Source organism: Arthrobacter sp. 01T419 (assembly GCF_056398865.1).
The window spans coordinates 166349-179138 of record NZ_JBFTQF010000001.1; the positions used below are offsets into that span (position 1 = coordinate 166349).

12 protein-coding genes and 1 pseudogene are annotated in these 12790 nt (G+C 63.4%); 2 read left to right on the forward strand and 11 right to left on the reverse strand.

Annotated features, from left to right (window positions below):
• Window positions 1-34: 34 nt before the first annotated feature.
• From AC1DLO_RS00785 to AC1DLO_RS00800, 4 genes are all read right to left on the reverse strand, one after another.
• Entirely contained in the window at window positions 35-865 is an 831-nt protein-coding gene (locus AC1DLO_RS00785) for an ABC transporter ATP-binding protein (RefSeq protein ID WP_476888436.1), read from the reverse strand.
• Between the two features lie 41 nt (window positions 866-906).
• A complete protein-coding gene (locus tag AC1DLO_RS00790; protein WP_476888437.1) occupies window positions 907-1776 on the reverse strand; it encodes an ABC transporter permease in 870 nt (289 codons plus the stop codon).
• Between the two features lie 10 nt (window positions 1777-1786).
• On the reverse strand, window positions 1787-2524 hold the full coding sequence (locus AC1DLO_RS00795) for an ABC transporter permease (protein ID WP_476888438.1): 738 nt from the start codon (window positions 2522-2524) through the stop codon (window positions 1787-1789).
• A gap of 96 nt (window positions 2525-2620) precedes the next feature.
• Window positions 2621-3589, reverse strand: a complete 969-nt coding sequence (locus tag AC1DLO_RS00800; protein WP_476888756.1) for an ABC transporter substrate-binding protein — start codon at window positions 3587-3589, stop codon at window positions 2621-2623.
• Between the two features lie 141 nt (window positions 3590-3730).
• Between AC1DLO_RS00800 and AC1DLO_RS00805 the strand changes: the two genes are divergently transcribed.
• Window positions 3731-4555, forward strand: coding sequence for a FadR/GntR family transcriptional regulator (locus AC1DLO_RS00805; RefSeq protein WP_476888439.1), 825 nt, complete (start codon window positions 3731-3733; stop codon window positions 4553-4555).
• A 231-nt stretch (window positions 4556-4786) separates the two neighbouring features.
• On the opposite strand, the pseudogene AC1DLO_RS00810 reads toward AC1DLO_RS00805, so the two are convergent.
• The 7 genes and pseudogenes from AC1DLO_RS00810 to paaZ form a co-directional block, all read right to left on the reverse strand.
• A pseudogene (locus tag AC1DLO_RS00810) lies at window positions 4787-4957 on the reverse strand (enoyl-CoA hydratase/isomerase family protein); the annotation flags it as partial.
• A gap of 29 nt (window positions 4958-4986) precedes the next feature.
• Complete coding sequence (gene paaE / locus AC1DLO_RS00815) at window positions 4987-6213, reverse strand: 1,2-phenylacetyl-CoA epoxidase subunit PaaE (protein ID WP_308930044.1); 1227 nt, start codon at window positions 6211-6213, stop codon at window positions 4987-4989.
• Window positions 6214-6222: 9 nt separating this feature from the next.
• The gene (paaD, locus tag AC1DLO_RS00820) at window positions 6223-6747 is read right to left on the reverse strand and encodes a 1,2-phenylacetyl-CoA epoxidase subunit PaaD (RefSeq protein ID WP_476888757.1); all 525 of its coding nucleotides are present in this window, start codon (window positions 6745-6747) and stop codon (window positions 6223-6225) included.
• Window positions 6748-6752: 5 nt separating this feature from the next.
• Window positions 6753-7694 carry a 1,2-phenylacetyl-CoA epoxidase subunit PaaC gene (gene paaC / locus AC1DLO_RS00825; protein ID WP_476888440.1) on the reverse strand — a complete coding sequence of 314 codons (942 nt, stop codon included), beginning with the start codon at window positions 7692-7694 and terminating at the stop codon, window positions 6753-6755.
• Window positions 7691-8071, reverse strand: coding sequence for a 1,2-phenylacetyl-CoA epoxidase subunit PaaB (gene paaB / locus AC1DLO_RS00830; RefSeq protein ID WP_476888441.1), 381 nt, complete (start codon window positions 8069-8071; stop codon window positions 7691-7693). Before paaB ends, paaC begins: the two co-directional genes overlap by 4 nt.
• On the reverse strand, window positions 8068-9072 hold the full coding sequence (paaA, locus tag AC1DLO_RS00835; protein WP_476888442.1) for a 1,2-phenylacetyl-CoA epoxidase subunit PaaA: 1005 nt from the start codon (window positions 9070-9072) through the stop codon (window positions 8068-8070). Before paaA ends, paaB begins: the two co-directional genes overlap by 4 nt.
• Before the next feature lie 25 nt (window positions 9073-9097).
• Window positions 9098-11209 carry a phenylacetic acid degradation bifunctional protein PaaZ gene (gene paaZ / locus AC1DLO_RS00840; RefSeq protein WP_476888443.1) on the reverse strand — a complete coding sequence of 704 codons (2112 nt, stop codon included), beginning with the start codon at window positions 11207-11209 and terminating at the stop codon, window positions 9098-9100.
• Between the two features lie 279 nt (window positions 11210-11488).
• Here paaZ and AC1DLO_RS00845 point away from each other — a divergent pair, with 279 nt between their 5' ends.
• Complete coding sequence (locus AC1DLO_RS00845) at window positions 11489-12742, forward strand: thiolase family protein (protein ID WP_476888444.1); 1254 nt, start codon at window positions 11489-11491, stop codon at window positions 12740-12742.
• The last annotated feature ends 48 nt before the right edge of the window (window positions 12743-12790 follow it).

A 12790-nucleotide genomic window follows, 5' to 3' on the forward strand; every position in this document is an offset into this window, starting at 1 on the left:
CGGGCATGTTTGCTAAGTTATGCTGCACAGCCTTTTAGGTCCCGATGAGCTTGTGCACTTGCGCCCGGAGTTCAGCGAACTCGGGCCGTGCCTTGGTCTGAAGCTGGCTACGGGAGGAGCCCAGCGGAACCGGAAGGTTGGCGCGGACACTCGCAGGTCGGCCACCCAGGACAATCACCCTGTCGGCGAGGTAGATCGCTTCGTCAATGTCATGGGTGATCAGTACAACGGATTGCCCTTGGTCTTCTCTGATCCGAAGCACCAGGTCTTCAAGGGTTTCTCTTGTTTGTGCGTCCACCGAGGCAAAGGGTTCATCCATGAGCATGACTCGGGGTTCGCATACAAGGGCGCGGGCGATCGCTACCCGCTGTTGCATTCCTCCCGAGAGCTGCCAGGGATAGCGACCTGAGGCCTCCTGGAGTCCGACTTCCTGCAGCGCTTTTTCCGCTCTTGCCAGCCGTTCACGCTTGGAGACGCGCCCTTTCAACGGCAGCATCACGTTATCGAGGACGCTCAGCCAAGGCAGCAGGGACCGGCTGTAGTCCTGGAAGACCAAGCTGATCGCTGTCGTTGGGCCAGTAAGCGAATTGCCGTCAACCGCCACGTGTCCGGCAGTTGGTCGCTGGAGCCCGGAAAGGCAGCGCAAGAGAGTGGTTTTGCCTACCCCTGATGGGCCAACGATGCAGATAAATTCCCCCGGGGCCACCGAGAACTCGATGGAACCAAGGATTTCCGCGCTACCCGCGGACGTTTGGTATGAATGCCCAAGGTTGACCGCTTCGATCACGGCGTTGACGCTATCTGTGCTTTCAGTTTCCGCAGCTATGATTTTGGCGGCAGCATTGGTGCTGTGTGGTGTAGTCACGGCTTCAAATCCCGTTCGGTCTGATTTAGGTTTTGTCTGGTTCACAGGGGAACAGCTCCTGAGGTGGCCTGCCGTCCAGGTGCCGCAACTTTCGGTGCCGCGGCTTTCCCCTGTGACTGGTTTTGTGTTCGATAGCTGGGGTGCCAGTGCAACAGGCGGGATTCAAGAACTCGGAAGCCAAGATTCAGCAGGTAGCCCAGGATCCCAAGGACCAGCATGCCGGTCCACATTTCGGTGATGGCGTAGTTGCGCTGGGCTGCCAGAATGAAGTACCCAATGCCGCGGTGCGCCCCGGTCATCTCGCTGACGACGATCAGGACCACGGCTATCGAGAGCGCTGTTCGCACCCCCGCCAGAATTTGCGGAGCGGCCCACGGAAGGCGGACGACGAACAGCCGCGTCGATGGGGACAGCGAGAATGCTGTGCTCATGTCTTTTACTACCGGGTCGAGAGCTCGGATGCCCGCGATGGTGTTGAGCAGGACCGGCCACACGGCCCCGAAGGCGATGACAGCGATTCTCATGTCGTCGCCGAGGCCCATGGCTATGATCGCGATCGGCAGTATTGCCACCGCGGGGACAGCCCGCAGAAATTCCAACTCGGGTTCTACCGCTTCCAGAACGGTGGGCAGCAGTCCCAAAGCTGTGCCTATCACAACTCCTGCGAGAACCGCGATCCCAAAGCCGATCAGGAGATTCAAAAGGCTGGGGAGCAGATCAGTTGTGAGGCGTGTGTCTGTGATCCAGACTTTCACTGCCTTCGCGAGGATCGTCTGCAGCGGTGGGAAGAAGGGCGACTTGCTGGAAGCACTTAGTGCCAGCCAGAGGGCCACTGCTATCACCGGCAGCCATAGCTCAAGCAACAGGCCCTTCAACGCTCTGAGAAAACCTCGTCGTGTCCTGTTAGTCATGATGGTTCTCTCACCTTCCACGTACTGAGGGATGCCAAAACAGAGCCTTCCGCTGACCAAAGGCTGTTCCCAGATTGACCGCGACCCCAAGAAGCGCGGCGACCACGACGTATGCGTAAGCCGCAGGTACTTGCGCGCTCATTTGCGCCAAAGTGATCTCGCGCCCGATTCCAGGTGCATTCCCGATGAGTTCGGCGGCCACCGCCAGCAACAGCGCGATCGTGCTGGCGATTCGAAACCCCGTCAACAAAAAGGGCGCCGAACTGGGCAGCAGAACGTTCAACCACAGGAACCGCTTCCGCAGGCGGGAAGCGTAAGCGAAATCGCGAAGAACGGGCTCAACTTCACGAATGGCATACGTAGCCTGTACAAAGAGGGGCCATACGCAACCGAAAACGATGAGGACAATCTTCATCCACGTGCTTGGACCGTAGAGGAGGACGATCAGGGGAATAAGCGTGACCGGCGGGATTGTCCGGAGGAAATCCACGGAAAGCCGTGTACTGGCCCCCAGAAAGGAGCTGCCGCCAACCAACAGCCCGAGGGGGACTGCCAGGACCGCAGCGATAGCCAGTCCAATAAGCAAGCCGCTGATCGTCGCCCACATCGCCGCCCAGAAAGCCTGCTGGGGCAGGAGCTGTAGCAACGCGGCAGCGACGACTGCTGGGGAAGGAACAATATCCTGCCCGAACCGCAAGGCCTGTACCTCCCAGAGACCTATGAAGACCACGAAAGCGACAGCTCTCAAGATCACCTTTTTCCGATCGCGGCCCCGGCCGTGTCCAGGGGACATCGATGACTTCGCTGTAGTGGAATCGTTCTGAACCATGTCTCGCCTCCGGCCCTACTTGCCGCCGAGCAGCAGGGAGTCAAGGTCTGGCTGATTATCAAGAAGCTTGTACTTGTTCATCAGCTCTGCGAGCGTCCGCATACCCGAGGTGTCGGCGGCATCTTCCGCGTATATAGGCAGCGTTATGACGTTCAGGAGTTCCGGCGCGATTTTCGTGTACGTCGCCGTGATCCGGCGAGTGCCGGCGGCATCAGCATTCGCGCGTTTCGATGCCTTGCTCATCGCCGTCTGAAATTTCTTAACCACGTCGGGATTGCCCGAAGCGAACTGCGATGATGAGACGAAGATCGTCGACGGCAGGTTCGCGACTGCATAGGCCTGGGGCGCTATCACCGTGTGAAGACCCTTGGCCTTAGCTCCGGACAAGAAGGGCTCAACCAGGAGTGCCGCGTTGACTTTCCCTGACGCCACCGCGTCGGTCATCTGCGGAAATGGCAACTCAACAAACTGGACAGCTGCCGAGTTCCCGCCCCGGTTATCTATCGCAGCACGGGCTGTGAGCTCGGAAATGCCTTTTAGCTGGTTCACCGCCACCGTTTTTCCTTCAAGGGCCTTTACGTCGGTGATCGCAGGGTCTGCAGCGATGATGCCTGAATAGTCCTTGTTCGGATCCGAAGGCGAAGTTGTAGCAACACCGGACGCCACTATGCCTACTCCGTTCGCCGCTGCTGTCATGGTGCCGGCGGCGTCACCCAGCGCGAAGGCCAACTCCCCGTTCAGGAGGCGGGGAATCGCCTCCGCTCCGGACTGGATCGTGGCCATTTTTACATCGAGGCCCTGCTCCTTGAATTCCTGCTCAGCTGCCAGATAGACGGCTGCCGAAGCTGTGGATGGGCTGACCCCTACGGTTATTGAGGTCGGGCCTCCCGCTTGAGTTGCTGAGGGGGCCGGATTTGCTCCGCAGGCAGATACCGCGGAAAGTGCCAGCACGGCCAAGGTCGCCGCAAAAGGCTTAATTTTCATGGGGAACACACTCCATCGTGTTTTACAAGTTGGCTTCAAGTATCCGCCGGAAGAGTTAATCAGTCAAGGTGACTGGGTGACTTTCAATTCCGTTTTGCCTTGCGGAGAGTCACTGGGTGACTTGTAGGCTATTCTTGCACCATGCCTACTCAAAGAGCGGCCTCCCGACCCCCAGCCGTTAGCCTTACAGCTGCCGGCACGCTGAGAAGTACCAACACGGCCGACCGGATTGTTGAAGAACTTCGCGGTCTGGTCGCTACAGGAAAGATCAGCAAAGGAGCGCGCCTGCCGACCGAGCGGGATCTGGCCGCGACCTACGGCGTAAGTCCCTCCACGATCAGGGAGGCCATCCGAGCGCTTGCAGTAATGGGCCTCGTGGAGGTGCGGCACGGAAGCGGCACCTATGTAGTCGAAGATACGAGCGCCCTCGTGAGGTCATCGCTGGTAACCGCCATGCAAATGGAGGGTGTCCAAATCAGCGAAGTGCTTCGGCTTCTGGCGCTCATCAACGAACAGGCAGCGGTCCTGGCTGTGGAAAGGGCTACCCCCGAGAATCTAGAGGCGCTGACCGGAGCCAACAAGGCCGTGGCCCACGGTTCCACTTCCCGTGAAATCCTGGACGGCGTTGTAGCGTTCCTCACCGCACTGCTGGCATGCGCCCGGGAACCACTTCTGAGAGTTTTCGGCGGCTTCCTCGTGCAGCTTCTCGACCGGATAGAGAGCGATCTGTTCCCCGACGACGCGCAGTTCTGGCGGACGTTAACCGGAAACGCTGATGAGGACAGGAAAGCAATAATAAGCGCCATTTCACAGAAGGACGCCGAGGCCGTCGTTCAAGCTGTGCGCAAGTATCATGAGGGCGCAATCAGCTTGCTGGAAAACAGTGCCTTTGAGCCCGGACCGGGATCCAAGCTTTCAGATGAGCGCTTCGCGCCACTCATTTCGTCCCTCATCACAGCCCGATAGCGGGCATTGCGGCTCCTGAACATCGACGGCGATGCGTTGACGGGCGGGGAGCGGTGGACCGACCATTCCCCGCCCGTCTGTTCATAAGGGGCGCCTTGTAATTGGTCCTAGACGGCTGCGAACTCCACATGGTTGGTTCCATGCAGAAGGTATCGGGCGTAGGCGGGCAGTGTGAGGAAGGTGGGGAAGTCACGGCCTAGGGCGACTTCTCTGAAATTGCCGCGAGTGCCAGCCAACCCGTCTCAGCAGCAGCGCCCGCACGTCACCGCGTGAGGCGGCGGCAGCAGCGTCGTCGTACGCCTGGGTTAAATCCCGCAGCGCCTGCTCATCGAGTGAGTTCAGCTTGTGCGGGGCGTCCAGGACGACCTCGGCGATGCCGTTGCTGATGGAAAGGGAAATCATGGGGCTCCTTGGTTGGGGCGGAAAACGGATTAGACGTCGAAGTCGACCGTGACTTCCTTGCTGGTGGGGTGGCTTTGGCAGGTGAGCACGTAGCCCTTGTCCAGCTCATCCTGCTCCAGCGCGTAGTTCTCGTCCATGGTCACGCTGCCGGTGACCACCTTGGCCCGGCAGGTGCCGCACACTCCCCCGGCGCACGCGAACGGCACGTCCGGGCGCACCCGCAGCGCCGCGTTCAGGATCGACTCGCGGGCGTGCGTGGGGCTGGCCACCTCGCCCTGCAGGCCGTCCAGCTTGAACGTGATCTTGTACGTCTCCTTGGACTCGTCCACCACCACAGGGCGTCCAGCCTGCCCCTCCGGGCGATCCGGCTTGCCCGACGTGAACAGCTCGAACCGCACGTTCTCCGGCTTCACCCCGCGCTCGGCCAGGGTGTCCCGGCACAGCTGCACCAGCTCGAACGGCCCGCACAGGAACCACTCGTCCACATCGTCCGCGTGCAGGGCGGTACCCAGCAGCTGCTGCAGCTTCTCAGCATCGATCCGGCCGCTCAACAGCGGCGCGATCCGCTGCTCCCGGGAGAGCACGTGGTGGATGGCCAGCCGCTGCGGGTACTTGTCCTTCAGGTCCGCAAGCTCCTCCAGGAACATCACGTCCATGGCGGCCTTGTTGGCGTAGATCAGGTCGAACCGGGTCTCCGGGTTGGCGGCCAGCAGCGTCCGGGCGATCGCGATCACCGGGGTGATGCCGGACCCGGCGGCGATGGCCACGAAGTTCCCGGCCTCCCCCGCCAGCTCCTCCGGGTGGTTCATCGAATTCATGACGTTCTGCTCCACGGCCACCCCGTCGCGGCCGTGCTTGGACACGAAGGCGCCCATGGGGCTCATCACGTCCAGGGTGTCCCCGGCCTTCAGCTCGGCGTTGGCCCAGGTGGAGAACAGCCCGCCCAGGTCCTTCTTCACGGCCACCCGGATCTCGCTGCTGCCGTCCTCGAAGCTGCGCGGCTCGGCGCAAATGGAGTAGCTGCGGCGGATTTCCTTCGGCTCGCCGTTCTCATCCGGCAGCGTGGTGCGCAGGGCCACGTACTGGCCGGGCAGGTAGTCGAACTTGCCGGCGAGCTCCGCGGGGACGTGGAAGCTGACCTCGATGGCGTCCTCGGTGAGGCGGCGCACCTCCTGCACGGTGAGGGTGTGGAAGGACGGACGACGGCGGCCGGTCACCTCAGCCTCTTCGGCGGCGGTTTGGCGGACAACAGGCATGGGGGTTCCTTACAGGACTTTGAAGTAGTCGAACGGTTCCTTGCAGTCCTGGCACACATACAGCGCCTTGCAGGACGTGGAACCGAATCGGGTGAGTTCCTTGGTGTTCAGGCTGTTGCACTGCGGGCACTTCACGGCCATTTTTAGCCTGATTGCACCAGTGTGGCCGCCCGCCTTGCTGTTCCCGGTGGGCGGGGCGATGCCGTACTCCTGCAGCTTCTGCTTGCCGGCCTCGGTCATCCAGTCCGTGGTCCACGCCGGAGCCAGGACCAGGTCCACTTTTGTTTCCTGGTAGCCCGCTTGTTGGAAGGCGGCCTGGAGGTCATCCCGGATGGCGTCCATAGCCGGGCAGCCCGAGTACGTGGGCGTGATGGTGACCGTGACGCTTCCGTCCGTGCCGACGTCGACCTTCCGCAAAATCCCCAGGTCCGCGATGCTGAGCACCGGGATCTCCGGATCCACCACCGTGGCGGCGATGTCCCACGCCCGTTGCTGCGGGGTCCGGGTGCGGGTTTCGAAGTCCGAAATGTACATGGCTGTCACCAGCTCGCCCCGGGATGCTCGCGGGCCAGGACCTGCATCTCCGCGAGGAGGTAGCCAAGGTGCTCCGAGTGCTTTCCATACCGGCCGCCGCCCGGCGCTGCGGGCACGTCCGGGACCTCCAGCTCGGCTTCCGTGAGGACCTCGGTGGTCAGGCGGTCAAAGTCTTCCCTCAGGCTGGAAGGCGCGACGGCGGCACCCGCCTCAGCGAGCCGCTGCGTCAGGTCATCGTCCTGGAACAGTTCGTTGACGTACGGCCACATGAGCCGCAGGCCGTGGATCATGCGTGTGCGGGACTCATCGGTGCCGCCGGCCAGGCGCAGCACCCACTGGCTGCTGTGGTCCCGGTGGTAATCCACTTCCTTCACGGCCTTGGCGGCGATGGCTGCCAGGGTTTCGTCCGTGGATTCGGTGAGGCGGCGGTACAGCTCGTACTGGTAGTAGCTCACCACGAACTGGCGGGCGATAGTCGCCGCAAAATCACCGTTGGGCTGCTCGAACAGCTGGACACTCCGGAACTCGTGCTCGCGGCGAAAATAGGCCAGCTCATCCTCTGACGTGGCAGTACCGTCCTCCTTGGGCATGCCGGCACCGGCGTAGGTCAGGAAGCTCCGGGCGTGGCCCAGCTGGTCCAGGGCAATGTTGCCCAAGGCGATGTCCTCCTCAAGCTCCGGTGCACGCGAGATCCAGTGGCCCAGGCGCTGGGCGAGGATCAGGGCGTCGTCACCGAGCCGGAGGGCGTATTCGGCGATGTCCTCGGTCGGTTTGACCAGGCCGGTTTTGACCTCCAGGGCGATGTCCTCCGGGCGGAGGGCGTTGCCGGGGGTGATGCGGGTGGCACTCGCGTTGGAGTCCCCGCCTGCGACGCCGGTGGAGATGTCACCGTGGCCGGTTGTTGTTTCTGCCGTGGTTTCAGGGGTGCTGGTTTCGGGGGTGCTCACAGGTGCTTCACCCCTTCGCTCTTGGTGTGGTACGTGGCGTGCCGGTAGTCCTTGCCCTGCGGGGACTCGAAGAAGGAGCCCTTGGAATCGGGATCGCTGGCCGCGATGGCGTCCGCCGGGACCACCCAGATGGAGACGCCCTCGTTCCGGCGGGTGTAGAGGTCCCGCGCGTTGCGGAGGGCCATGGCGGCATCCGGCGCGTGCAAGGAGCCGGCGTGCACGTGGCTCAGGCCGCGGCTGGACCGGACGACGACCTCCCAGAGGCCCCAGGCCCCGCGGTCGTGGGTTTCGGCCGGGGCTGGCGAGGCTTTCGGGGCTTCGCGGTTGATTTCGGTGGCGGCGCTGGCGGGGGCGTCCGGGTTGCCGTGGGGGCTCATGCTGCGTGTTCCTTCGTCTTCATTGACTCTTTTGCCTGCTGTTTTGCTGCGTAAGCCGCCGCTGCCTCGCGGACCCAGGCGCCGTCGTCGTGCGCTGCCCTCCGGCGCTCGAGGCGCTGGGCGTTGCAGGGACCGCGGCCGGCCAGGACTTCCTGGAACTCGTGCCAGTCCAGGGGGCCGTGCTCCCACTTTTTGGTGTCCTCGTTGAAGCGGACCTGGTCATCGGGGAGGGTGAGGCCCAGGACCCGGACCTGCTCCACCATCATGCCCACGAAGCGGCTGCGGAGCTCGTCATTGCTGAAGCGCTTGATGTTCCAGGCCATGGACTGCTTGGAGTTGGGCGAATCGTCATCCGGCGGGCCGAACATCATCAGCGCCCGGGCGTACCAGCGGTTCACGGCGTCCTGGGCCATCTGCTTCTGCGCGGGCGTGCCGTTGGAGAGTTCCAGGAGGATCTCGAAGCCCTGGCGCTGGTGGAAGGACTCTTCCTTGCAGACGCGGACCATGGCGCGGCCGTAGGGGCCGTACGAGGCGCGGCACAGCGGGACCTGGTTGCAGATGGCTGCGCCGTCCACCAGCCAGCCGATGGCGCCCATGTCCGCCCAGGTCAGCGCCGGGTAGTTGAAGATGCTGGAGTAGCGGGCCTTGCCGGCGATGAGGTCGTCCATCATCTTGTCGCGGTTTTGGCCCAGCGTTTCGGCGGCTGAGTAGAGGTAGAGCCCGTGGCCGGCCTCATCCTGGACCTTGGCCATGAGGATGGCTTTGCGCTTGAGGCTGGGGGCGCGGGAGATCCAGTTGGCCTCCGGCTGCATGCCGATGATCTCGGAGTGGGCGTGCTGGGAGATCTGGCGCAGGAGGGTCTTGCGGTACGCGGCCGGCATCCAGTCACGGGGCTCGATCCGGGAGTCCTCGGCGATGATGCGGTCGAAGTGGGCCTCCCCGGCGGCGTCCGCTTCTTGGGTTAGCTCAGCCGGCACTGACTGTGGGTTTTTCTCTTCCATGATTGCTCCTAGTACGTTCAGATCTCTACTTTTCGACGAGGGTGAGGACGTCGTAGGTGGCCACGATTTCGTCGTTCTGGTTGGTCAGGACCGCGTCCCAGGCCACCTCGCCGTACTCATCCGTTTCGCGCGGGGTGATCTTCTTGGCGGTGAGGGTCACCCGGATGGAGTCACCCGCGGCCACCGGCTTCGTGAAGCGGCAGTTTTCCAGCCCATAGTTGGCGAGGACCGGTCCCGGTGCTGGCTCCACGAACAGGCCCGCGGCCCAGCTCAGCAGCAGGTAGCCGTGCGCCACGATGCCCGGGAAGATCGGATTGGCCTCCGCTGCTTCCTGGTTGGTGTGCGCGTAGAACGTGTCGCCGGTGGACTCGGCAAAGGCGCTGATGTCCGCCAGCGTGACCTGCCGCAGGTCCGAGCGGACGGCGTCGCCGATCCTGAGCGTGGAGAGTGACTTCCGGAACGGGTGCGTGCCTTCGGTGTCCACGATGAAGTTGCGGTCCGCGCCCGTGTGCCAGACGCCGGTGACAGCGGTGAGCATGTTGGGCGAGCCCTGGATGGCGGTTCGCTGCATGTGGTGCAGCACGGACCGGATGCCACCGAGTTCCTCGCCGCCGCCAGCGCGCCCGGGGCCACCGTGGACCAGGTGCGGCACGGGCGAGCCGTGGCCTGTGGACGAACGCGCGTCTTCCCGGTTGAGCATCAGGACGCGGCCGTGGTGGGCCGCAATTCCGGTGACCAGTTCCCGCGCCACGTCGGGGTCGTTGGTGCAGACCGAGGCCACCAGGGAGCCTCCGCCGCGGGCGGCGAGGCGGACGGCGTCGGCCAGGTCCCGGTAGCCGATCACGGACGATACCGGCCCGAACGCTTCGAGCGAGTGGATCGCCTCCGCCTCAGGGTTGTCCCAGTTCAGGACCACGGGGGCCATGAATGCCCCGCCCTCCACTACCCCGGTGGTTCCGTCGGCTGAGGTGACCGACGGCGAATCGAGGGTTCCGTACGCAAGCTCACCGCCGGCGTCGAGCATGGACTGCACGGCCGCACGGACGTCCTCCAACTGTTCCACCGAGGCCAGCGCACCCATGGTGACGCCCTCGCCGCGGGGGTCGCCCAGGACGATGCGCTCCGAGATGCGCTTGCCGATGGCGGCGGAGACGGCGGGAACCAGCTCCTGCGGCACGATGGCGCGGCGGATGGCGGTGCACTTTTGGCCGGCTTTGACGGTCATTTCGGTCACCACGGACTTGACGAACGCATCGAATTCCGGCGTACCCTCCACCGCGTCCGGGCCAAGGATGGCAGCGTTCAGGGAGTCCGTTTCCGAGGTGAACCGCACCCCACCCTCCACAACGTTCGGGTGCGCCTTCAGGGATTTGGCCGTAGAGGCGGAACCGGTAAAGGCCACCAGGTCGCGGTAGTCCAGGACGTCCAGCAGTCCGCGGACTGAGCCTGAAATCAGCTGCAACGACCCCGCCGGCAGGATGTTGGATTCAACGATGGCCTTGACCACGGCTGCGGCGACGTAGCCGGTGGGGGTGGCCGGCTTGACGATGGTGGGGACGCCGGCCAGGAAGGCGGGGGCGAACTTCTCCAGCATGCCCCAGACCGGGAAGTTGAAGGCGTTGATCTGCACGGCAACGCCGGGAATGCGGGTGTAGATGTGCTCACCGGCGAAGGACCCGTCCTTGGACAGCACCTCCATGGGGCCCTCAACCACTACCTGGGAGTTGGGCAGTTCGCGCCGGCCCTTGGATCCGAAGGTGAACAGGACGCCGATGCCGCCGTCGATGTCCACCATGGAGTCGATCCTGGTGGCGCCGGTCTGGAACGAGAAGCCGTAGAAGTGCTCGCGGCGGGCATTCAGGTACTGGGCCAGTTCCTTGAGCTTGAGGGCGCGCTGGTGGAAGGTCAGCTTGCCGAGTTCCTCCTGGCCGGTGGTGCGGCCGTACTCGACGACGGCGGCCAGGTCCAGGCCCTCCGTGCTGACCTTGGCCAGGATCTCCCCGGTACTCGCATCACTGACGGGCACCCCGGAAGCCGACGAGCCGGCGTCGGGCGTCCACCAGGCATCCCTGACGAAGCTGGGCACTGTCTCCACGGTGTCGACCGTGGCCTGGGGAGCTGTGGCTGTGGTGGTCATCGTTGACGGGTCCTTCCAGGAAAAAGGAAAAAGGGAAAGAGAAAAGATTTACTGACCGTTCGTTCGGTAAATAAAAGGGTACATGATTGCTTCGCCCCCGTCGCGACATTTCTCGGCGTCCATAGGAAACCGCGCAGGCCTACCCAATTGATTGACCAGCGCTGAGGCTGGGTGCTACCTTAAACTTCCTGACTGAACGGTCGGTCTAAAATTCGATTCCACCGGTCACGCTTTCCCACTCGTCTCGAGCCAACTCCCTATACCTCTCGGAGGAATGTCATGGTTCCATCTGCCCCTCTCACCCGCTCCAGGTCCGTTGCGGAGTCCCAGGCTTTCCTTGTTGGCGGCGTGCGAACACCGGTTGGCAAATACGGCGGAGCACTTTCGTCCGTACGGCCCGACGACCTGGCTGCCCTGGTGCTGCGCGAGGCAGTCACCCGTGCCGGTCTTGACCCGGACGGCATCGACGAGGTCATCCTTGGCAACGCCAACGGTGCCGGCGAGGAGAACCGCAACGTTGCCCGGATGGCCACCCTTCTGGCCGGCTTGCCCCTTCAAATTCCTGGCATCACGGTCAACAGGTTGTGCGGTTCCGGCTTGAGCGCGATCATTCAGGCCAGCCACATGATCAAGGCCGGCGCCGCGGATGTCGTCATCGCGGGCGGCGTCGAGTCTATGAGCCGGGCGCCCTGGGCCCAGGAAAAACCCAGCAGCGCCTTCGCCAAACCGGGACAAATTTTCGATACTTCCCTTGGCTGGCGCTTTCCCAATCCGCTTTTCCAGCACGGATCGCTGTCCCGCGGCGGCAAGATGACCTACTCAATGCCGGAAACCGCGGAGGAGGTGGCCCGGGTGGACGGAATCACCCGCGAGCAAGCGGACGCCTTCGCCGTCCGCTCGCATGAACTGGCCCTTGCCGCCATCGAAGCTGGGCGGTTTAGGGACGAGATCGTCCCTGTGACGGTCAAGACCCGTAAGTCTGAAACAGTGGTTGATACGGACGAAGGCCCTCGAGCCGGTACAACCATGGACGTCCTCGCGAACCTGAAGCCAGTAGTTCATGGTGGCACCGTGGTCACGGCGGGTAACGCCTCGTCCTTGAACGACGGTGCATCCGCCATCATCGTGGCCTCGGAGGCGGCCATCGAGCGGCTGGGCCTGAAGCCGCGGGCGAGGATCATCGACGGCGCCTCAGCCGGGTGCGAACCTGAAATTATGGGCATCGGCCCTGTCCCTGCGACACAGAAGATCCTCAAGCGGTCGGGCCTTAGCGTGGGAGACCTATCTGCGGTGGAGCTTAATGAAGCGTACGCCACCCAGTCGCTCGCGTGCATCCGGCGCCTGGGCCTGGAGCCCGACATCGTGAACCTTGACGGCGGTGCTATCGCGCTCGGGCATCCGCTGGGTTCCAGCGGGGCACGAATTGCCATCACACTGCTCGGACGGATGGAGCGGGAGGACGCGAAAATCGGCCTCGCCACCATGTGCATAGGTGTCGGGCAGGGAACCGCCATGCTGCTGGAGAAGGTCTGATTCGCGGAGCCGGTGACAACTTGACCTGGAAGTGGATCCAATGAACGA